This is a genomic window from Streptomyces sp. NPDC002306 (genome assembly GCF_053593435.1).
The window spans coordinates 788,924-810,383 of record NZ_JBSFCK010000001.1; the positions used below are offsets into that span (position 1 = coordinate 788,924).

Genomic DNA, 21,460 nt, shown 5'->3' on the forward strand with positions numbered 1-21,460 from the left:
CAATTCACAACTTCCTCACTTGCCGCAGGAACTTTCCGTGGAACCACCCGTACGGGTAGTCTTATTCGAACTCAACTCCCGCCCCTCACGCGGCAGTTCGAGCAGAACGTCGCCCTGGGCATCCCCTTGCACTTCCTTGGCGGCCTCTTGCCCCGAAACCCCCTGAGGGCCGGTGGAATTGGGCCACCATGGCGGGCGTTACGCCCTATCCCAATGCAAGGGACCCCAGATGAGACTGACCGACATATCGCTGAACTGGCTGCTTCCCGGCGCCGTACTGCTCCTGGGCATGCTGGCGGCGGTTGCGGTGCTCGCGCGCGGTAAGCGCTCCTCGGGGAAGGACACGAGCGCGGACGACTCGTGGGAGCGCAGCGAAGAGCGCCGCAGGCGCAAGGAGGCCATATACGGCACGGCCTCCTACGTCCTTCTGTTCTGCTGTGCGGCCGTGGCCGCCGCGCTCTCCTTCCACGGCCTGGTGGGATTCGGTGAGCAGAACCTCGGCCTCTCCGGCGGCTGGGAGTACCTGGTGCCGTTCGGGCTGGACGGTGCGGCCATGTTCTGCTCCGTGCTCGCGGTCCGCGAGGCCAGCCACGGTGACGCGGCCCTCGGCTCCCGCATACTCGTGTGGACGTTCGCGGGTGCCGCCGCCTGGTTCAACTGGGTGCACGCCCCCCGGGGCATAGGCCACGACGGCGCGCCCCAGTTCTTCTCCGGCATGTCCCTGTCCGCGGCGGTCCTGTTCGACCGCGCGCTGAAGCAGACCCGCCGGGCCGCGCTGCGCGAGCAGGGTCTGGTGCCGCGTCCGCTGCCGCAGATCCGTATCGTCCGCTGGCTGCGGGCGCCGCGCGAGACGTACGGCGCCTGGTCGCTGATGCTGCTGGAGGGTGTGCGCAGCCTGGACGAGGCGGTCGACGAGGTACGCGAGGACAAGCGCCAGAAGGAAGCGGCCCGGCTGCTGCGGCGCGACAAGGAGCGGGTGGAGCGCGCGCAGCTCAAGGCGATCAGCCGGGGCCACCGCGGGTTCGCCGGGCGGGGCGGCCGCCAGCTGGAGGCGCAGGCCCTGGAGCGGGGTCCCGAGCGCGCCGCCGCGGAGCCTGCCATATCGACACCGGAGCTGGAGCTGCCCGTGCGCTCACGTCCGTCCCTCCAGCCCGTCCGGACCGGTACTGACCCGATCACCGTCGACCTGACGGCCGAGGACGACACCATGGCCCTGCCGCGGCTCGACTCCCTCGAGCGCAAGCTCAAGGACCTGGAACAGCAGTTCGGCTGAGCCGACGGCCCGGTGGCGGGCACCACGGGAGGGGGGTACGGCTCCGGCGAGCCGCACCCCCCTCCCGTTCGTTCGTCATGAACACGCGTCACACGTCACGAAACCCGCGCCCGGCACGTCGGACCGGCCGGTCCCGCGTCGGACCACCCGGCTCCCGCGTCGGACCACTCGGCCCACGCGTCGGACCACTCGGCCCACGCGTCGGCCACCCGGCCCCCGTGTCGCGCTACACCGGCTCCGCGCCGAGCTCGAACCACACCGCCTTGCCCACCCCGTGCGACCGCACGCCCCAGGCGTCCGCGAGGGACTGCACCAGGATCAGCCCCCGGCCGTGCGTGCCGTCGTCGGTGTCCGGCGCCCGCAGCCGGGGCCTGCGGGCCACGAAGTCCCGCACCTCCACCCGCACCCCGTCCGGACCCACGGTCGCGGTCAGCAGCGCCTCGTGGTCGGTGTGCACGAGCGCGTTGGTGACGAGCTCGCTGGTGAGCAGCTCCGCGATCGCCGACCGCTCCGGTTTCCCCCAGTGCCGCAACAGTTCGCGCAGCGCCCGACGGGTCTCGGGCACCTCCCTGAGATCGGCCCGCCCCAGTCTTCGCCGCAATTGCGGCTGCGGCGCCCGCTGCCCGGCGCCGTCGGCCTCTTCCCCCGCAGCCCCCATGTCCGCCGAGGTGGCCCCGCCCGTCATGGGACCGCTCCCTCGTGCCTGCCTCTTCATGACCCCCGCCCGTGCGCCGATGTCGGTTCCCCTCCAGCTCGAACACGTTCACGGGGATCCATGCCCCACGGGCACGGCGCCAGTCATGCCGCGTCCCCGACGACCAGGTGTTCGGCCATGTACGCGGCGCCCCGGGCAATTGCCGGGCCGGGTGTCCACCCGGCCGCCCGGACGGGTAGGGGACCTCCGACACCGCCGTCCGAGCCGCCGAGGAGACCGCCGTGCACGACGACCGAACCCAGGTGGAGGCGCGCCTGGAGCGCGCCCTGCGACAGTTCGTGCGGCCCGCGCAGTACGGGCCGGGGGTGCCACTGGTCCTGTCCGTGTGGCACGTGCCGGGCGAGCCGGTGCCCGTGGACCAGGCGCTTCAGGCGGCCTACGAGCCCTTCGCGGTCGGCACCCGGTGGGGAAAGCCCTGGTCGACGAGCTGGTTCCGGCTGACCGGCCAGGTCCCCGAGGAGTGGGCGGGCCGCCGGGTGGAGGCGGTCGTCGACCCGGGGTTCACCGGCGACGGGCCCGGATTCCAGGCGGAGGGACTGCTCCACGACGCCGCCGGAGTACCGCTGAAGGGAATTCACCCACGCAACCGCCACCTCACCGTCGGCCACCCCGCGCGGGGCGGCGAACCGGTCCATCTGCTCCTGGAGGCGGCGGCCAACCCGGCCGTGCTGCACGGCTTCGAACCGACCCGCCTCGGAGACGTCCTGACCGCCGGGGATCAGCCCCTCTACCGATTCCGCGCTGCCGAACTCGCTGTACTGGACGAGCACGTGTGGCAGTTGGTCCTCGACATCGAGGTGCTGTCGGAGCTGATGCACGAGCTGCCGACGGACCGTCCGCGCCGGCACGAGATCCTGCGTGCCCTGGAGGACATGCTGGACACGCTGGACCTGCACGACGTGCCCGGCACGGCGCCCGCCGCCCGTGCCGCCCTCACCGACGTGCTGTCCCGTCCGGCGTCGGCGAGCGCGCACCGCGTCTCGGCGACCGGACACGCGCACATCGACTCGGCGTGGCTGTGGCCCCTGCGGGAGACGGTCCGCAAGGCCTCCCGCACCTTCGCCAACGTCACCGCGCTCGCCGCCGACTATCCCGAGCTGGTCTTCTCCTGTTCGCAGGCCCAGCAGTACGCGTGGGTGAAGGAGCACCAGCCGCACCTCTGGGAACGCGTCAGGAAGGCGGTGCGGGACGGCAACTGGGCGCCGGTCGGCTCCATGTGGGTGGAGTCGGACGCCAACATGCCGGGCGGCGAGGCGCTGGCCCGGCAGATCGTCCACGGCAGCCGCTTCTTCGCCGAGGAACTGGGCGTGCGGACCGAGGAGATCTGGCTGCCCGACTCCTTCGGCTACACCGCCGCCTTCCCACAGCTCGCGAAGTTGGCCGGAATCCGCTGGTTCCTGACCCAGAAACTCAGCTGGAACCAGTCCAACCGCATGCCCCACCACTCGTTCTGGTGGGAGGGCATCGACGGCACCCGCGTCTTCACCCACTTCCCGCCCGTCGACACGTACAACTCCCAGTTGCACGGCCGTGAACTCGCCCACGCGGAGCGCAACTTCGCCGACAAGGGCCGCGCGACCCGCTCCCTGGTCCCGTTCGGCTGGGGCGACGGCGGCGGCGGTCCCACCCGGGAGATGCTGGAGAAGGCACGGCGGCTGCGCTCGCTGGAGGGCTCGCCCCGGGTGGAGATCGACCGGCCGGCCGCCTTCTTCGCGGCCGCCGAGGAGGAGTACGGACCGCAGGCGCCGGTGTGGTCCGGCGAGCTGTACCTCGAACTGCACCGGGCCACCTACACCACCCAGGCCAAGACCAAACAGGGCAACCGACGCAGTGAACACGCCCTGCGCGAGGCGGAGTTGTGGTGCACGACGGCGGCGGTGCGTAATCCGTCGTACGCCTATCCGCACGAAGCGCTGGACCGGCTCTGGAAGACGGTGCTGCTGCACCAGTTCCACGACATCCTGCCGGGCTCGTCGATCGCGTGGGTGCACCGGGAGGCCCGGGACACCTACGCGCGCGTGCTGGCGGAACTGGCGGACCTCACCGCGGAGGCCGTGCGGGCGCTGGGGCCGGGCGGGCGGGCGGTGCTCAACGCCTCGCCGTACGAGCGGACCGAGGTGGTCGAGGACGCCGTGGTGACGGTGCCGGGGCTCGGGAGCACGGCGCTCCCGGCGCCGGCGGCGACCCGGCGCGTCCACGCCGAACGCGCGGGCGACACCATCGTGCTGGAGAACGCGTGGCTGCGGGTCCGCGTCGACGCCGACGGGCTGATCGCGTCCGTACGGGACCTGGCGGCCGACCGGGAGGTGCTGTGCGGCCCGGGCAACCTGCTCCAGCTGCACCCCGACCACCCCAACGCCTGGGACGCCTGGGACATCGACCGGCACTACCGGCGCCGGCACACGGACCTGACGGACGCCGACGCGGTGGACCTGGTGGAGGACGGGCCGCTGCGGGCGGGCGTGCGGGTCACGCGGACGTTCGGCGGCTCCCGGATCACCCAGGAGATCCGCCTGACGGCCGCGAGCCGCCGCGTCGACATCGTCACGGACGTCGACTGGCAGGAGTCCGAGAAGGTCCTCAAGGCCGCCTTCCCGGTCGACGTGCACGCCGAACGGTCGGCCGCGGAGATCCAGTTCGGTCACGTCCAGCGTCCCACCCACGCCAACACGTCCTGGGACGCCGCCCGATTCGAGATCTGCGCGCACCGCTGGCTGCGGGTCGCGGAGGAAGGCTACGGCGTGGCGGTCCTCAACGACTCGACGTACGGCCACGACGTGACCCGCACCCCGCACGAGGGCGGCCTCGGCACGACCGTACGCCTGACGCTGTTGCGCGCCCCGCACAGCCCCGACCCCGAGACCGACCTCGGCGCGCACCGCTTCACGTACGCGCTGCTGCCGGGGGCGGACGTCGGGGACGCGGTCGCCGAGGGGCTGGCGTTGAACCTGCCGCTGCGGGTGGCGCAGGCACCGGTCGTGGAGCCCCTGGTCCGCGTCGACCATCCCGCCGTGACCGTCGAGTCGGTGAAGCGGGCGGAGGACCGCGGCGGGGATGTGGTGGTACGGCTGTACGAGTCCCGGGGCGGGCGGGCGCGGGCCACGCTGACACCCGGGTTCCCGGTGAGCCGCGCCGAGGTGACCGACCTGCTGGAACAGCCGCTGCACGAGAGCGACCTGACCTTCGAGCTGCGGCCGTTCCAGATCCTCACGGTGCGGCTGCGACCGGCGTAGGGCGTGTTCCCCGTTTTCGAGTCGAACTGTGGTCGTCGACATGCAGTCGTCGTGTGGTCGTGGTCGTGATCGACGACGTGTGATCGACGTCGTGTGGTCGTCGTCGTGTGGTCGTGCCGGAGGCGCGGGGCCGCCCTCCCGACCCCCGTGGCGAGAGGGCGGCCCGGGTCGTGCGGTCAGTGCAGCCTGTTGACGGCGGTGGTCGTCGTCTTCTTGAAGGCCTTCACCGGAGCGCCCGCGAAACCGCCCAGCCGGCCCCAGTCCACGACCGTGACCGTGCGGCCGTCCCGGCCGGCCGAGAGCAGCCGGATGTCGTTCGCGCCCCAGGAGGTCTCGGTGTGCAGGCCGTAGACGTGGGCGCCCTCCTCGACGGGGAGCTTTCCGTAGTCCCTCAACGTCACGTCGAGCTCCGGGTCGGCCCTCTCGGCCCGTGCCGGGCAGGACCGGATGTCCCGGTTCAGCGCCGAGACCAGGCGCTGGGCCGACCGGGTGTCGGGCAGCACGACGGTGATCTGGCGGGCTCCCGTGTCGAGGTCGGTCCGGAAGTCGCGGTGCCAGGCCCGCCGGTGACCGGGCAGGGCCCTGAGGCAGGTGTCCCCGGCCGTGACCCGCGGCACGCCGGCGGTGACCCTGCCCGCCGTCCAGGACGACGAGCGCACCGGCGGCAGGTCCGCGGCCCTGAGGAAGCCGGGCGCCTTCGGGGCGGCCTGCGCCGGTGCGGCGAGGACGGCGGAGAGAGCGAGGCCTGCGGCGGCCAGCGTGCTGAGGGCGGCCGCTCGGGTGTGTCTGGGCATGGATGTCCCCGTGAGTGAGTGCGAGAGTGTGGAAGGTCGCCGCGACACCGGTTGGTCGGTCCGGCCCTGGTCGGTGCGACACCAAGAGCATCGGCGGTCCCGGCGACCCGGCGCAACAGCCGACACCCGATCGGCCGTGGTGGAACCATCCCATCCCTCCTGACGTGCAGGTATAGGGAGTGCCTGGGATGACGGGGACGGGGGGAACGGTGACGGTGCAGGACGACGTGGCGGAGTTCGCGGCGCTGCTGCGGCAGCTGAAGGGGCGTACCGACCGGAGTTACGGCTCGCTGGCCCGCCATCTGGGCATGAACACCTCCACGCTGCACCGCTACTGCGCCGGGGAGGCGGTCCCGGTGGACTTCGCCCCCGTGGAACGGCTCGCGGTCTTCTGCGGGGCGTCCCCCGAGGAACGGCTCGAACTGCACCGGCGCTGGCTCACGGCGGTGGCGGCACGGCAACGCGGCCGCACCGCCGAGGCGTCGGAGGACCGGCCCTCCGGGCACCCCGCGTCGTCCGTGGAGACCGACGCGGTCGCCTCGGCGCGAGGGACCGCCTCGGCGGAGGTGGCGCCTTCGGCGGAGACGGCCCGCTCGGCGGAGGCGGCGCCCCCGGACCGGGCTCCCTCGCTCCCCCGTCCGTGGTTCCGCCGCCGTCGGCTCATGGTCTCCGCGGGCGTCGCCTGCGCGCTGCTCGTCACCCTGGGCGTGTCCGCCCTGTCGGACGACCGCTCCCCGTCGGCCGGCGCCGCCCCCTCCTCGGGCGGGCCCCGCACGACCCCGTCCCCCGGCGCCACGCACAACTCCCCGTCGCCGCAGGCCGGGTCCCCCTCCCCCTCGCCCGGCCGTACGTCGGCCTCCCCGGAGGCACCGGCGAAGAGCCCTGCCTCGTCAGCGTCCGCACCGCGTTCGGGCCCGGGCTCGGCCCCGGGTGCCGCCGTGCCCCTCGCCTGGACCGTCGACTCCCAGGTCTGGGCGCTGGAGTGCGGCCACGACTACGTCATCGACCGGCCCCCGGCCCGGGTTCCGCCCCCGCCGGCCGCGCAGGACGCCGGGACCTGGGCCGCGACGCAGGGCGCGGTGCACGGCCGGGAGACCGACGTGCGGATCTCGGTGCAGGGCCGGTCCGCCACGGCCGTCGTCCTGGAGGCGCTGCGGGTGCGAGTCGTCGGCCGGACCGCCCCCGCACGGGGCACCGCCTACGCCATGGACCAGGGCTGCGGCGGTTCCATCAGCCCCCGCTACTTCGCGGTCGACCTGGACAAGGACCGTCCCGTCGCCCGCTCGGTCGCCGGCAACGACACGGGCACACCGATCCCGGCCGTGAAGCTGCCCTTCCGCGTCTCGGCACGGGACCCGGAGGTGCTGCTGGTCACCGCGCGGACGGAGACCTGCGACTGCCAGTGGTACCTGGAGCTCGACTGGTCCTCGCAGGGCCGCGCCGGCACGGTCCGTATCGACGACCACGGCCGCCCGTTCCGCACCAGCGGCATCGGTGGGCTGCCCCGGTACATGTACGACACCTCCGCGCGCGCCTGGACGCCGTACCGCTGAACAGGCCCTACGGCCGAGGCATGTTGCGCAGGTTCGAGCGGGCCATCTGGACCATCCGGCCGACGCCGCCGTCCAGCACCATCTTCGACGCGGACAGCGCGAAGCCGGTCACCATCTCGGCGCTGATCTTGGGCGGGATGGACAGGGCGTTGGGGTCGGTGACGACGTCGACGAGGGCCGGCCCCTTGTGCCGGAACGCGTCCTTCAGGGCGCCGGCGAGCTGCTTGGGCTTCTCCACCCGCACCCCGTGGGCGCCACAGGCGCGGGCGACGGCGGCGAAGTCGGGGTTCTTGTTGGTGGTGCCGTACGAGGGCAGGCCCGCGACCAGCATCTCCAGCTCGACCATGCTGAGGGCCGAGTTGTTGAACAGGACGACCTTCACCGGCAGGTCGTACTGCACCAGGGTCAGGAAGTCGCCCATCAGCATGGCGAATCCACCGTCGCCGGACATCGACACGACCTGCCGGCCACGGTCGGTGAACTGCGCGCCGATCGCCATCGGCAGCGCGTTCGCCATCGAACCGTGGGAGAAGGAACCGATCACCCGGCGGCGGCCGTTGGGCGAGATGTAGCGGGCGGCCCAGACGTTGCACATGCCGGTGTCGACGGTGAAGACCGCGTCGTCGTCCGCCAGTTCGTCCAGTACGGAGGCCACGTACTCGGGGTGGATCGGGACGTGCTTCTCCACCTTGCGGGTGTACGCCTTGACGACCCCTTCCAGCGCGTCCGCGTGCTTCTTGAGCATCCTGTCGAGGAAGCGGCGGTTGTTCTTGGCGCGCACCCGTGGAATGAGACAGCGCAGCGTCTCGCGCACGTCACCCCACACCGCGAGGTCCAGCTTCGAACGCCGGCCGAGGTGTTCGGGCCGGACGTCGACCTGGGCGATCCGCACGTCGTCGGGCAGGAAGGCGTTGTACGGGAAGTCGGTGCCGAGCAGGATCAGCAGGTCGCACTCGTGGGTGGCCTCGTAGGCGGCGCCGTAGCCGAGCAGTCCGCTCATGCCGACGTCGTACGGGTTGTCGTACTGGATCCACTCCTTGCCGCGCAGCGCGTGTCCGACCGGGGACTTGATCTTCCCGGCGAACTCCATGACCTCGGCGTGCGCGCCCGCCGTGCCGCTGCCGCAGAACAGGGTGACCTTCTCGGCCCGGTCGATCATCTCGACCAGCCGGTCGATCTCGGTGTCCCCGGGCCGGACGCTGGGGCGGGAGGTGACGAGCGCGGTCTCGACGGTCTTCTCGGGCGCGGGCTGGTCGGCGATGTCGCCGGGGAGGGCGACCACGCTGACCCCGCCGAGGCCGATCGCGTGCTGGATGGCCGTCTGGAGCAGCCGGGGCATCTGCTTCGGGTTGGAGATCAGCTCGCTGTAGTGACTGCACTCCCGGAACAGCTGGTCGGGGTGGGTCTCCTGGAAGTAGCCGAGGCCGATCTCGCTGGAGGGGATCTGCGAGGCGAGGGCCAGCACCGGTGCCATGGAACGGTGGGCGTCGTACAAGCCGTTGATGAGGTGCAGGTTGCCCGGTCCGCAGGAGCCGGCGCAGGCCGCCAGTTTCCCGGTGATCTGGGCTTCGGCGCCGGCCGCGAAGGCCGCCGTCTCCTCGTGGCGTACATGGATCCAGTCGATGGCGGAGTTGCGGCGGACCGCGTCGACCACCGGGTTGAGGCTGTCCCCCACGACGCCGTAGAGGCGTTTGACCCCGGCGCGGGCGAGGATGTCCACGAACTGTTCGGCGACGTTCTGCTTGGCCATGGTGGTCGGGTGCCCTCCGGTCGGCGTCGGATGCCTCGTGCCCGACTTCCATGGAGACACAGCCGCCGCCGTCACGCCTCCCAGACGGCGGCCGCCGTACGGTCGTCCGCGTAGCCCTTGACCCGGACCAGGGTGTCGGCGAGGAAGGCGGCGAGGCCGGGCGCCACCGGGCCCGACCACCGTCCGCCCAGGTATCCGGAGAGTTCGGGCTCGCCGCGCAGTGGCTCGGCGAGCCCGCCGGTGCACACCAGCAGCGTGTCACCCGGTCGGGCTACCGAGGCGCGGAAGCGGAAGGGTTCGCGCGGCGGTTCCGGAGCGGGTTCGTACGGGCTCGGAGGGGTCGGGATGCCCAGGTCCATGGTGAGCCGGTCGCCCTCGGGGGTCTCGGCGGGCAGTGAGCCGAAGCCGACCACGGGGGCGCCCGCGGCGTCGGTGACCCGGGGTTCGATGTCCTGCCACTCGCCGTCGCGCAGCCGGAACAGGCCGCCCGCGCCGACGCCGAAGAAGACGCGCGTACGGCAGCCGGGGTCGGCGGGGAGCAGGAGACAGCGCAGGCCGGCCGCGTACTCGTCGGGCTCGACGCCCTGTTCGGCGGCGCTGGCGCGGAGCTTGCCGAGGCTGCGGTCGGTGAGGCGGTGCAGTCCGGACTTGAGGTCGCCGCGTCGGCCGGCCCGGATGTCGGCGGCGAGCCGGGCGTGGCTGAGGCCCACGGCCCGGCCGATCCACTGGCAGGCCTCGGCGGCCGCCCGGTGCGCGCCGGGGGTGGCGCGGGCGCCGGTCGCCATGGCCACCAGCACCAGCGCCGTCTCGCCGTGGCCGAAGCGCGCGGTCAGCAGCGCGTCGCGGCGCGGCTCGCCCCGGAAGCGCGCCGAGTCGCCGCGCGCGGACACCGCGCGCAGGGTGCAGACGCCGTAGCGGGCGCCGTCGAGCACGGTGTCCGCGACCAGGTCGTCGAGGTCGTCGGGATCGGCGGGCGGCAGCGCGGTGGGTTCGGCGTCGTAGGTGGGCGGGCCGGAGCCGACGTGACCGACGGTGGAGAGGTCGAGGTGGGTGGCGGTGCGCACACGTGGCTCCAGAGCGCCTTCCGAGACGCTTTCCGGGGCGCTTTCCGAACCGGTCCGCGGGACGGGGGGCCCGACGGGCACGGCGGGCACGGCGGGGGCGGTCGTGGGCGCGGGCGGAACGGCGGGGACGGCGGGTGGGGTCGCGGGGGCGGGCGGAACGGCTCCCGCGGCGGGGCCGGTCGTGGAGCTCGTACGGTCGCGGGGGGTCCGCTGTTCGAAGCCCGGCGGCATCGGGCCGGGCGGGAAGGGCGCCGTGCCCTCGGCGGCGGGCGGGACTTCCCGGGAGGCGCGGGGGCGGGGCGGACCGCCGGGCCCGGCCGCTTCGTCGGGCGCGGTCCCGCCGTCGCCGAAGGTCCCCGCGGCCGAGGCGAACCGGTCGTCCAGGGAGTCGGCCGCCTGCGTCGCGGGGCCCGTGTCCTCGGTGGAGTTCTCGTACAGCTGCCGCCACCAGTCGTCCTCGCGACCGGTCGGCCTTCCCCCCTGCTGGCTCATGCCCCTAATTGTCCACCGCACGGGCCGGATGAAAACGGGGCATCGGGAAAATCCCGCGCGGCGTCTCCGCGAGGACCGGCGTGTCGGACAGCGACTCGAACAGTGGGGCGGCCACTGCTCGAACACGAGGGGGAACATCAGTACGTGAAGGCCGCCGGGCGGTTCCACCCCCCACGGGAGAACCGCCCGGCGACGTGTGGTGGCCCGGGGCCGGTTCCCCTGAGCGCTCGCGCGCGATCCGGACCCGGGGCCACGTTCGGGAGAGCCGGGCACGGGCACCTCGGCCCGCCCCTGCCGGAGTGCGCACCGCTTCCCTGAAGATCACCCGTGTCCGATGATCTTCTCGCACCGCCGTGGCGCCACCTTGGCAGAGTGAGCGGTGGTACCGCGATGATGTGCCGAGGCGGGTTTCCGCCGTGGCCGGTTTCCGCCAGGCGCCGGACCACCGGTCGCTTTCCCGCGGGAAGCACCCGGGCGGGGGTCCGGAACCCCTCGCGAGAGCCCGGACGAACCGGAGACACCGGATCCGGGGTGTCTCGCGCGAAGTCTTCGGGAGGGGACGAACACCTGATGCTGGGAGCGATAGGTCTCGACGAGACGCACGAGTCGGCGTACCGCGTGCTGGTGTCCGTGGGCGCGGCCGACGTGCCCGATCTGGCCCGCCGGCTGACGCTCGGGGAGCACGACACGGAGCGTGCCCTGCGCCGGCTGGAGCGGCACGGACTCGCGGCCCAGTCCTCGGGCCGGCCCGGACGCTGGGTCGCCGCCCCGCCCGGGGTGGCGCTCGGCGCGCTGCTGACCCAGCGGCGGCACGAACTGGAGAAGGCGGAACTCGCGGCGGCGCTGCTCGCCGAGGAGTACCGGGCGGCGGCGGCCGAACCCGCCGTGCACGACCTGGTCGAGGTGGTGACCGGCGCGGCCGCCGTCGCCCAGCGCTTCCTCCAGCTCCAGCTCGGGGCGAGCGAGGAGGTGTGCGCGCTGGTCACCGACCGTCCGGTCGCCGTGACCGGCATGGACAACGACGCCGAGGAGCAGGCGACCGACCGCGGGGTCCGCTACCGCGTGGTGATCGAGCGGGCGGTGCTCGACCAGCCGCACGGCATCACCGAGCTGTCCGCCGCGCTGGGCCGCGACGAACAGGTGCGGGTCGTGGACAAGGTGCCGACGAAACTGGTGATCGCCGACGGCAGCCTCGCCCTGGTGCCGCTGACCGCGCGGGCCCTGGAACCCGCGGCGCTCGTCGTGCACGCCAGTGGACTGCTGGAGCTGCTGTCGGGCCTGTTCGAGTCGGTGTGGCGGCACGCGCTGCCGCTGCGGCTCGGGGCGGGCGGGATCACGGAGCGGCAGCCGGACGGCCCCGACGCCGTCGACCTGGAGATCCTCTCCCTGCTGCTGGCGGGGCTGACCGACGCGAGCGTCGCCAAACAGCTCGACCTGGGGCTGCGGACGGTACAGCGCCGGGTGAAGCGGCTGATGGAGCTGACGGCGGCGACGACCCGGCTCCAGCTGGGCTGGCACGCCTACGAGCGAGGCTGGGTGGCGCGCGACTGACCTGCGGTTCTCCCCGGGCTCAGGCACGACTGACCTGCGGTTCTCCCTGGCCTCAGGCAGGCTGGGCAGATGGCGGTGTGGGAACTCCTCCTGGTCGGCCTGGTCATTCTGCTCGGCCTGTGCGGAGTGCTGGTGCCCGGGGTGCCGGGGTCGTGGCTGGTGTGGGCCGGGATCCTGTGGTGGGCGCTCAAGGACCCGCAGCCGCTCGCCTGGAGCGTCCTGGTGGGGGCGAGCGCGGCGCTGTCCCTCCTTCAGGTGGCGCGCTGCGCCCTGCCGCCCCGCCGGCTGCGCGAGAGCGGCGCGACCCCGCGCATGGCGGTGTACGCCGGGACCGGGGCGTTCGCCGGCTTCTTCCTCATCCCCGTGCTGGGCGCGGTGCCCGGCTTCCTGGGGGGCATCTATCTCTGCGAGCGGCTCCGTCTGGGCCGCCCCGGCGACGCCCGGGCCGCCGTGCGCACGGCGATGCGGGCGGGCGGCTGGAGCGTCCTGGCCGAGCTGTTCACCTGCCTGCTGATCATGGGGGCGTGGCTGGGCGCGGTGCTGTGGGGGTGACGGGTGCAGGGGTACGGCCTACCCCAGGGGTTCGGCCTACCTCTGGTGGAGCGCGCCTTCGAGGGTCAGCAGCCGCACCTTGCGTTCCAGGCCCGCCGCGTATCCCGTGAGCGAGCCGTCGGCCCCGATCACCCGGTGGCAGGGGCGCACGACGAGCAGCGGATTGGCGCCGATCGCGCCTCCGACCGCCCGCACGGCGGCCCTCGACGCCCCGATGCGCGCCGCGATCTCGCCGTACGAGGTGGTCGCCCCGTACGGCACGGTGTCCAGGGCGGCCCACACCCGCTCGCGGAAAGCCGTGCCCTCGGCGCGCAGCGGCAGCCGGAACTCCTTGAGGTCCCCGGCGAAGTACGCGGCGAGCTGTGCCGCCGCCTCGCGGAAGGGCGCGCCGTCCTGCCGGGACCTGTCCAGGTCGGCGAGGACGCGTCCGCCCTTCTGGCCGGTCAGCGACAGCGAGGTCAGCACGCCGTCGGCGTCGGCGGTCAGGAGCAGCGGCCCGAGGGGGCTGTCGAGGCTGGTCCAGTAGGTCGGGCTGGTCATCGGATCTCCCTCTCGTCCCGCTCGCCCGCGGCGCGCAGGTGGTGCAGTGCGTACGAGCGCCAGGGGCGCCAGGTGTCGGGGACGTCCACGCCGGGTGGCGCGACGTCCGGGTCGCCGAGGGCACGGGTGCGGATGACGGCGGCCGTCCGGGCGTCCATCGCGGGCAGGGCGAGCAGCGCCCGCTGCGCGTCGTCCCGGTCGGCACCCGCGTCCAGCCGTACGGTCCCGTCGGCGAGGGCGGCGGCGAGCGCGCCCAGCGGACCGTCCCCGTCCCGGTCGCCGCCGGCGAGGGCGGCGGGTTCCGGGAAGAGGTGGGTGAGCGTGCCGCAGGGCGCGTCGAGCGCCTTGCCGTGCTCGCGCACGAGGGCCTCGGCCGCGGCCCGCCCCACCAGCGCCCGTACCGCCAGCTCCGCCGGATCGGCGGTGCCCGGTGAGCGCAGTCCCGGCCGGGCGGCGACCAGCGGGGCGAGCCGCGGGTCGGCGCCGAGCCGCTCGTCGACGGCGTACGGGTCGGCGTCGAGGTCGAACAGCCGCCGCAGCCGCTGTACGGCGGTGGTGAGGTCCCGTGGGTCGGTGAGACGCAGCCGGGCGTCGAGCCAGCCGCCGGCGTGGGCGACCGTCGTCCCCCGCTGCGTTCCGGTCCGCTCGTGGACGGCGACGATCCCGGTGCCGTGCGGAAGGCGCAGGGTGCGCCGGTAGGTACGGTCGCCGGGGGTGCCGCGGACCTCCTCGATCCCGGCCACGGCCTCTCGTTCGAGCAGGTCGAGGACGGGACCGGCCTGGTAGGGCCCGCGATGGGCGAGCCGCAGCGGGATCCCGGTGGCGGGCCCCACCAGGCCGGTCCCGCTCCGCGGTCCGCCCCGGGGCGCCGCGGCCCGCAGGCCGCTTGGTGTCGAGGCGTACACGGCCCGGACGGTGTCGTTGAACTGCCGGACGCTGGCGAACCCCGAGGCGAACGCGATCTCCGTGACCGGCAGATCGGTCGTCTGGAGCAGGACGCGCGCGGTGTGCGCCCGCTGCGCCCGGGCGAGGGCGACCGGCCCCGCGCCGAGCTCGGTGGTGAGCTGCCGCTGTATCTGCCGGGCGCTGTAGCCCAGCCGTACGGCGAGCCCGCCGACGCCTTCCCGGTCGACCACTCCGTCGCCGATCAGGCGCATGGCCCGGCCCACGATGTCGGCCCTCACGTTCCACGCGGCCGAGCCCGGTACGGCGTCCGGACGGCACCGCCGGCAGGCCCGGAACCCCGAGCCCTGCGCGGCGGCGGCCGTCGCGAAGAACCGCACGTTGCGCCGCCGGGGGGTGACGGCGGGGCAGCTCGGCCGGCAGTAGATGCCGGTCGTCTCGACGGCGAAGAAGAACTCGCCGTCGAAACGCGCGTCCCGGCTGCGCACGGCCTCGTACCTGCTGTCCTCGTCCATCACAGGTCCAGTGTGAGCGACGGCCGGGACGCGTGGCTGGCGGAAATCGGACACGGCACCCGCGCCCGACACCGTCAGCGCCTCTCCGTACCCCTCGGTACGGAGAGGTGCCGGACCACGCGGCCGATCGCCCCCCGCGCCCTGGCGCCGCCTACCGCACCCGTCCCCGCTTCGCCTCCATCGCCGCCCGTCCCTCCGCGCCCTTGCGCTTCCAGTCCTTGCGGATCTCCGCGCGGAGCCGGGCGTCGGTCTTGGCGACGATCCACTGGTTCTCGCGGACGAGCTTGCGGTAGCTCTCCAGCCGTCGTTCGGGCAGTTGTCCCGTCTCGGCGGCGGCGAGCACCGCGCAGCCCGGCTCGCTCTCGTGCGCGCAGTCGTGGAACCGGCACGCGCGCGCCAGCTCCTCGATCTCGGCGAAGACCTGCCCGACGCCGCTGCCGGCGTCCCACAGGCCGACCCCGCGCAGCCCCGGGGTGTCGATCAGCACGCCGCCGCCCGGCAGGGCGAGCAGGTTGCGTGTGGTCGTGGTGTGGCGTCCCTTCCCGTCGATTTCCCGAGTGGCCTGTACGTCCATCACGTCCTCGCCGAGCAGCGCGTTGGCGAGGGTCGACTTGCCCGCGCCGGACTGCCCGAGCAGCACGGACGTGCCGCCGCTGACGAGGGCGACGAGCACGTCGAGACCGTCGCCGTCCCGGGCGCTGACGGTCAGCACCGGCACGCCGGGCGCCGTCGTCTCCACGTCCTGGACGAGGTACGACAGCCCCGTCCGGTCCGGCACGAGGTCGGCCTTGGTGAGCACGACCACGGGCTGCGCCCCGGACTCCCAGGCCAGCGCGAGGAACCGCTCGATCCGGCCGAGGTCGAGTTCGACGCCCAGGGACACGGCGACGACGGCGTGGTCGACGTTGGCGGCGAGGATCTGCCCCTCGGACCGCTTGGAGGAGGTGGAGCGCACGAAGGCGGTACGGCGTGGCAGACACGTCCGTACGTAGCGCGGGCTGCCGGCGGGGTCGAGGGCGACCCAGTCGCCGGTGCAGACGACCCGCAGTGGGTCGTGCGGGGTGACGAACGCGGTGTCCGCGCGCAGCACCCCGTCGGCGGTGACCACGTCGCACTGCCCGCGGTCGACCCGGATCACGCGTCCGGGCAGCAGCCCCTGGGAGCCGTGGGGGGCGAACTCGTCCGCCCAGGCCTCGTCCCAGCCGTAAGGAGCGAGAGCCGTCAAAACAGAGGTGGAAGTCAAGGGAGACCCTTCACAGGGTGGCCCCGGCAGTCGCGCGCTCAGGCGCGAGGAAAGATCGAGTGTGTGTCAGCCGGTGGCCACGGAGGTGGACTTGATGAACTTCTGGTCGCGGGCAGCACCCATCACAGAGACAGCCATCGGTCACACCTCCCGGTACTCACTCGGTCGACAGCAGCGGCCGGCCGGCCGCTGTGCGAAGCAGTCGTCAGCCTAGAGGCGCGCGCGGCCGGGCGCCACTCATTTGCCGGCAGGTCACAGGCCGTGCTGGTCGAGGAGCCGCATCAGGTTCCGCTTGCGCCGCTGGCCGGACCGCAGAGCGGCGAGGTGCGCGGTGAACTCGGCCTCGGTGCCCAGCAGTCGGTGGCAGTCGCGCATGCCCAGCAGCAGACCGGTGAGCTGCTCGTAGACGGCGTTGCCGGTCTGTCCGCCGAGCGGTTCGGCCAGTCGCAGGTAGACCGTGAGCGCGTCGGCGGGACGGGCGGCGCGGGCCCGGTCGGCGAGGGCGAGCCACTGCCGGTCGTGCGCGCGGGTCTCGGCCGCGGCCCGCCAGGCGGCGTCGACGTCACCGTCGTCGAGCAGGGCGTCGACCAGGACCGGGCCGCCGTGCCAGGGCTGCCGGCGCTGTCCGGCGTCCTCGCGCAGCAGCGCCAGTGCCTGCTCCCGCTCGGCCTGCCATCGGCCGGTCGTCCGGGCCGCCGTCCGCAGGTGCCGGTACGCGGCCAGCGTGCGCAGGCCGGTGAAGTGGACGCGGCGCAGGGCGACGGCGTCGGGGAGCCGGCCGGCGCGGGTGTAGCGGTCGCAGAGGTAGTCGACCAGGGCGAGGTCGGCGGTGCTGTCGGCGGGCGACTCCTCGATGCCGCGTTCGGCCCAGCGCAGGGCCTCGTCCGGGCGGCCGGCGCCGTCCAGCGCGCGGGCGACGGCCAGGTGGGTGCTGCCGTCCGGGGCGAGGTCGGCCGCCTGCACGGCGACCCAGCCGTCCACGTCTCCCTCCGCCTGGGCCAGCCGCTCCATCAGGTGTTTCTCCGCCGCGCCGACGCGGTTGCGACGCCAGGCCGAGGCCGCCAACTCCCGCACCCTCAGGACCCCTTGCGGGCCGAGGACGTCCTCGTAGTCGAGGGGGTCGATGCCGGTGAGGTCGTCCAGCTCGCCGAGCAGATGGCCGACCAGCCACCGAGCGGTCCCGTCCGGGTCGGGGCGGGCCGCACGGCACGCGTCGAGGTGTGCCTCGGCGAGCGCGGACCCGATACGGCCCAGGTGGCCGTCGGAGTCGTCGATCGCGTCCTGCGCCTCGCTGAGCAGTCGCATCGCCTCCCGGGACAGGGCGATCGCCTCCGCGGGCCGCCCGGTGGCGGTCAGCGCGGCGATCGCGGAGACCGCCTGCGCGGCCTGTGCGCCGTAGGCGCGGGCGTCGGCGTACTCGACATAGCCGTACCGCGCGAAGGGGGCGGTGTCGAAGAGTTCCCGGATCCGGGTGCGGACCTCGGCCAGGTCGCCTCGGGCGCTCGCCGCCCGCAGTTCCAGCCGGCGGGCCAACTGTCGGTCCCCGGCGACCTGTTCCCGTACCAGGGCGAGCAGTTCGTCCCCGGGGAGAGCGGCCAGCCACGCGTCCAGCTCCTGGGCCCGGGTGCGGGCCCGCCCGCGCTGCCGCGGCACGGCCTCCGGCTCGGCGAGCACGGTCAGCCCCAGGGCGACCAGGTGCTTGCAGAAGTTGCCCTCCACGCCGTACGGACAGTCGCACTCCCCCGCCAGTCCGTCCGGCCCGTCCAGGGTCAGTTCCGCCTGGTAGACGTCCGTCCCGTGGACGGTGGCCGTGATCCAGCCGTCGCCCACCTCCACGGCGGTCACCGCCGCCAGATATCCCCGGCCCCGGTCGAAGGAGCGTCCCCCGGCCAGCGCCCGCAGATCGTCCTCGTCGAAGTCCAGGTCCGCTGCCACAGGGCCTATTCAACCGGAGGAGCGGGGCGCCGTCCGCACGGTTCACGCTGCGGCCCGCCGCCGACCCCCGCCCCGAGGCGACGACGGGCGGCGGCGCGGCCGGTCGGCGTCCCCGCGGCTCAGGACCGCGCGCAGTCGTGGCCGTTGAGCGTGAAGTCGTACGGGGCCGAGTTCGTGTCCTGCCAGGAACCGAGGAAGCCGAAGGTGAGGGTGCCGTCCGCGGGGACCGACTTGTTGTAGTCGGCGGCGGTGGCGGTGACGCGGGAGCCGTTCTGGGCGACGGTCGCGTCCCACATCTGGCCGACCCGCTGGCCGTCCCGGAAGGACCAGGCGACCTGCCAGCCGGTGAGGGCCCGGGCGGTGGTCACGGTGACCGTCGACTGGAAGCCGTCGGGCCACTCGGTGTCGAGGTGGTACCGGACGTGGCAGACCGGTTCCTGACTCGCGCCGGGGGCGGGCGCGTTGCCGGCTGCGGTGGACGTGGAGGTGCCCTGGGGCTCCGTGTCGGGAGTGTCGTGGCGGGGCGTGGCCGACGTGGCGTCGGCGGAGGGCCGCGGGGAGGGGGAGCCGGTGGCGGCCGAGGCGGACACGGTGGCGCCGGTGGCCGGCGGCGAGGAGGGGCGGGGGTCGGCGACCGGCTGACGGCCGTCGCCGGCGGCCGTGGCGGTGTCGTCGGCGTCGCCGCCGAAGGGCATCAGCGACACGGCGAGCGCGAGCCCGGAGACCAGGACCGCGGCCACGAGAAGTCCATTGCGCACCACGCGCGCCTTGTGGGCGCCTGCCTTGGGCTCCTCGTGTTCCGTGTCCTTGTCGTCGGGGCGGGGGGCGCCGAGACGCACCTCGACGGCCCGGCGGCGGCGCTCCAGGTAGGCGAGGCCGCCCCAGCCGATCACTCCGCCGGCGAGGGCGGCGGGCAGACCGCCCCCGTGCAGTCGCAGACAGGCGGCGGCCTCGGCGCACTCCACGCAGGTGGCGAGGTGCCGGGAGAGGTCCTCGGGGGTCTCGGCCGAGGGCGAGCGGGTGACCGCGTCCAGCAGTCGGACGTAGCTGCGGCACTCCGTGTTCAGCGGGGTGTCGAGGTGGTTGCGGTGGCAGCGGTCGCGGAACAGGCCCCGTACCTGGTTGAGTTCCTCGGTCGCGGCGGCCGGGTCGAGGCCGAGCCTGCGGGCCACCGCCCGCAGCGGCAGCGCCTCCACCTCCGCGAGCCACAGCAGCGCCGCGTCCGGCTCCTGCATGTCACGCAGGCCGCGCAGCGCGATGGGGCGGTGCAGCGGCGGTCCGGTGTACCGGGCGGCCTTGTCCGAGTTGAGCCACAGGCGCAGGTCGGGGTCGAGTTTGTGCCCCTGCCCCGCGACCTCCCAGGAGGCCGCGGTGGTGCGTACGGCGGTCAGCAGCAGGGGGATCCGGGGCAGGCCGGAGGGGCGGCGGCCGGCGCCGCGCCGGGCCCCCGCCTCGCTCTCGCGCGCCTCACGCAGGCCGAGTGCGAACGCGTCCCTGGCCAGTTGCTGGGCCGCGGTGGAACCGGCCGTGCAGAGGTCGGCGTAGGAAAGGACCGCGTCCCAGCACTCCGAGAACAGCGCGGCCTCGGCGGCGTCTCTGGGGGTCGGCAGGTCGGGCATGGGTCTCCTGCATCCACAAGCGAGGTCAACTCACCATAGCGGTAGAGGAGTTGGGGGGAACCTCGCGGCAGAGGCCGAGCCTTTCACGTTTCCGTCACAACTGACAAGCGCCCTGTTCAGATGTCATGACGTGACGGCAGCGCGGCCGGCCGGCCCGGTGCGGGAATCCTCAACTCCGCCCCACTGTACGGATCGCGACCGCGCTTCCACTCACCGTTCGCCTCACGCGTCACACCGTCGCGGGGCCCTCCGCGGATTCCGGCACGGACTCCCCGTCGGATCGCGCCGCGGGCAGGCTGTCCATGAAGGAACTCACGGAGAACACCGCGTTGCCGGGGCCGGGAGGACCGTAGCCGGGGGGCGACGACAGGCCGAACTCGTCCATCGTGGCGCGGTAGGCCTGCAGCAGCCGGATGTGGTACTCCAGCGGCGCGCCCTGCGGGTTGGCCTTGCCGAGCGGCGTGGTGGGCTCCGGGCACCAGGTCGTGAAGCGGGGCGTGATGCCGTGCGACATGAAGAAGCGCAGGCCCTCGGTGGTGGACGCGATGGCCTCGTCGACCGTGGTGAACCCGAAGGGCTCGGCCATCTCCACACCGGCCACGAAGTTGGGGATCACGTTGCGCGCGCCGAAGATCTCCGCCGAGTCGAGGATCCGCTTGTGCCACTCGTCGCGGCCGACATAGCGCTCCTTGCCCGGGCAGTACAGCTCGAACAGCCGGCGGTCCCACACCTCGTAGTTGGGGTGGTAGATCTGCACGCCGTAGTCCTTGAACCGCTGCACGTCGTCCTTCGGCAGCGCCTGCGCCACGACCTTGCCGATCCAGCGCCCCGGGAAACGCTCCTCGATGGCCTTGGCGTAGTGCCCGTAGAAGTCGGCCTCGTCGCGGCCCGCGACCGTCTTGGTGATCGCGCCGCCGGTGAGGGTGTAGGCGGTGGAGGCCTTCTGGGTGTCGTAGCGGTCGATGATCTCCAGCGCCTCCAGGACCTCCTCCACGTCCTTGACGCCCGTGTACGGCCGCCCGGCGGCCTTGTGCTGGCGCCAGTTGTGATTGATGTCGCAGTACTGGCACTCCTCCTTGGCGCCGAAGTACTGGCAGACCCGGAAGACGGTCAGGTAGATCAGGTAGCCCCACTGGATGGTGGGCGCCACCTCCATGACGGACTTCCCGTTGGAGAGGGTGTGCCGGTAGTACTCGGGCATCGGCGGCACGCCGACGTCGGCGACGCGCGCGCCGTCGAGGTAGAGCCCGAGCTGCCCCTCGTCGTCGGCGGCCACGCGGTACGGCGAAGCCGGGTTCACGCGCACGGAGACGACGGTCCGCCGCAGGCCGTACGGTCCACCCGTGAGGATGATCTCCTCCGGCGGGCGCCGCAGCGCGGCCTCGCCCAGCTCCGGCAGGGTGCCGTGGTCGAACGAGAAGATGAAGTACGACTTCGGCTTCACCTCGCCGTCCTCGTTGTCGCTCAGGGCCGACGGGTCGAACGCGACGCCGCCCCGGAGCAGGTCCTCCTTGAAGACCGCCTCCCGCGGCACCTGCGGAAAGCGCTCCATCAGATCCTCGACCAGCGCGGTACGGCTGTCCATCCCGACTTCCTCCTCCGGCTCGGGTGTACGACTCCTCACGGTATGCCCCCGGTCCCGGGCGGCCGGTGCCGGGTCCCCCCGCGTGGCGTGAGGAACGGACATACCGCCGTTTCGGGACTCGGACCGGCGGGTCGCCATCCCGG

15 protein-coding genes are annotated in these 21,460 nt (G+C 73.6%); 5 read left to right on the plus strand and 10 right to left on the minus strand.

Annotated elements, in window-relative coordinates; genetic code table 11:
- Window positions 1–229 precede the first annotated feature (229 nt).
- Entirely contained in the window at window positions 230–1,273 is a 1,044-nt protein-coding gene (locus ACWCQK_RS03410; protein WP_451151354.1) for a DUF2637 domain-containing protein, read from the plus strand.
- Window positions 1,274–1,499: 226 nt separating this feature from the next.
- On the opposite strand, the gene ACWCQK_RS03415 is transcribed toward ACWCQK_RS03410, so the two are convergent.
- Window positions 1,500–1,931, minus strand: a complete 432-nt coding sequence (locus ACWCQK_RS03415) for an ATP-binding protein (protein WP_451151796.1) — start codon at window positions 1,929–1,931, stop codon at window positions 1,500–1,502.
- Between the two features lie 278 nt (window positions 1,932–2,209).
- Between ACWCQK_RS03415 and ACWCQK_RS03420 the strand changes: the two genes are divergently transcribed.
- Window positions 2,210–5,221: an alpha-mannosidase gene (locus tag ACWCQK_RS03420; RefSeq protein ID WP_451151356.1), complete on the plus strand. Its 3,012-nt coding sequence runs from the start codon at window positions 2,210–2,212 to the stop codon at window positions 5,219–5,221.
- 176 nt (window positions 5,222–5,397) lie between these two features.
- On the opposite strand, the gene ACWCQK_RS03425 is transcribed toward ACWCQK_RS03420, so the two are convergent.
- The gene (locus ACWCQK_RS03425; protein WP_451151358.1) at window positions 5,398–6,015 is read right to left on the minus strand and encodes a hypothetical protein; all 618 of its coding nucleotides are present in this window, start codon (window positions 6,013–6,015) and stop codon (window positions 5,398–5,400) included.
- Between the two features lie 188 nt (window positions 6,016–6,203).
- Here ACWCQK_RS03425 and ACWCQK_RS03430 point away from each other — a divergent pair, with 188 nt between their 5' ends.
- Entirely contained in the window at window positions 6,204–7,568 is a 1,365-nt protein-coding gene (locus tag ACWCQK_RS03430; protein ID WP_451151360.1) for a helix-turn-helix domain-containing protein, read from the plus strand.
- A gap of 7 nt (window positions 7,569–7,575) precedes the next feature.
- Here ACWCQK_RS03430 and ACWCQK_RS03435 read toward each other — a convergent pair whose 3' ends face one another.
- Together ACWCQK_RS03435 and ACWCQK_RS03440 are read right to left on the minus strand one after the other, a co-directional pair.
- On the minus strand, window positions 7,576–9,318 hold the full coding sequence (locus ACWCQK_RS03435; RefSeq protein WP_451151362.1) for a pyruvate dehydrogenase: 1,743 nt from the start codon (window positions 9,316–9,318) through the stop codon (window positions 7,576–7,578).
- A gap of 71 nt (window positions 9,319–9,389) precedes the next feature.
- Window positions 9,390–10,874 (minus strand): protein phosphatase 2C domain-containing protein, encoded by a 1,485-nt coding sequence (locus tag ACWCQK_RS03440; protein ID WP_451151364.1) that lies wholly within the window; start codon window positions 10,872–10,874, stop codon window positions 9,390–9,392.
- 570 nt (window positions 10,875–11,444) lie between these two features.
- Between ACWCQK_RS03440 and ACWCQK_RS03445 the strand changes: the two genes are divergently transcribed.
- Together ACWCQK_RS03445 and ACWCQK_RS03450 are read left to right on the plus strand one after the other, a co-directional pair.
- Window positions 11,445–12,425: a helix-turn-helix domain-containing protein gene (locus ACWCQK_RS03445; RefSeq protein WP_451151366.1), complete on the plus strand. Its 981-nt coding sequence runs from the start codon at window positions 11,445–11,447 to the stop codon at window positions 12,423–12,425.
- A 69-nt stretch (window positions 12,426–12,494) separates the two neighbouring features.
- A complete protein-coding gene (locus tag ACWCQK_RS03450) occupies window positions 12,495–12,977 on the plus strand; it encodes a DUF456 domain-containing protein (RefSeq protein WP_451151368.1) in 483 nt (160 codons plus the stop codon).
- 36 nt (window positions 12,978–13,013) lie between these two features.
- On the opposite strand, the gene ACWCQK_RS03455 is transcribed toward ACWCQK_RS03450, so the two are convergent.
- The 6 genes from ACWCQK_RS03455 to ACWCQK_RS03480 all read right to left on the minus strand — a co-directional run bounded on the left by ACWCQK_RS03455 (window position 13,014) and on the right by ACWCQK_RS03480 (window position 21,317).
- Window positions 13,014–13,517 (minus strand): methylated-DNA--[protein]-cysteine S-methyltransferase, encoded by a 504-nt coding sequence (locus ACWCQK_RS03455; RefSeq protein WP_451151370.1) that lies wholly within the window; start codon window positions 13,515–13,517, stop codon window positions 13,014–13,016.
- On the minus strand, window positions 13,514–14,935 hold the full coding sequence (locus tag ACWCQK_RS03460) for a bifunctional transcriptional activator/DNA repair enzyme AdaA (RefSeq protein ID WP_451151798.1): 1,422 nt from the start codon (window positions 14,933–14,935) through the stop codon (window positions 13,514–13,516). Before ACWCQK_RS03460 ends, ACWCQK_RS03455 begins: the two co-directional genes overlap by 4 nt.
- Window positions 14,936–15,086: 151 nt before the next feature.
- Window positions 15,087–16,178, minus strand: a complete 1,092-nt coding sequence (rsgA, locus tag ACWCQK_RS03465; RefSeq protein ID WP_451151372.1) for a ribosome small subunit-dependent GTPase A — start codon at window positions 16,176–16,178, stop codon at window positions 15,087–15,089.
- A 252-nt stretch (window positions 16,179–16,430) separates the two neighbouring features.
- Entirely contained in the window at window positions 16,431–18,113 is a 1,683-nt protein-coding gene (locus ACWCQK_RS03470; RefSeq protein WP_451151374.1) for an SWIM zinc finger family protein, read from the minus strand.
- A 119-nt stretch (window positions 18,114–18,232) separates the two neighbouring features.
- Entirely contained in the window at window positions 18,233–19,732 is a 1,500-nt protein-coding gene (locus tag ACWCQK_RS03475; RefSeq protein ID WP_451151376.1) for a cellulose-binding domain-containing protein, read from the minus strand.
- 229 nt (window positions 19,733–19,961) lie between these two features.
- Window positions 19,962–21,317, minus strand: coding sequence for a radical SAM protein (locus ACWCQK_RS03480; protein WP_451151378.1), 1,356 nt, complete (start codon window positions 21,315–21,317; stop codon window positions 19,962–19,964).
- Window positions 21,318–21,460: the final 143 nt, after the last annotated feature.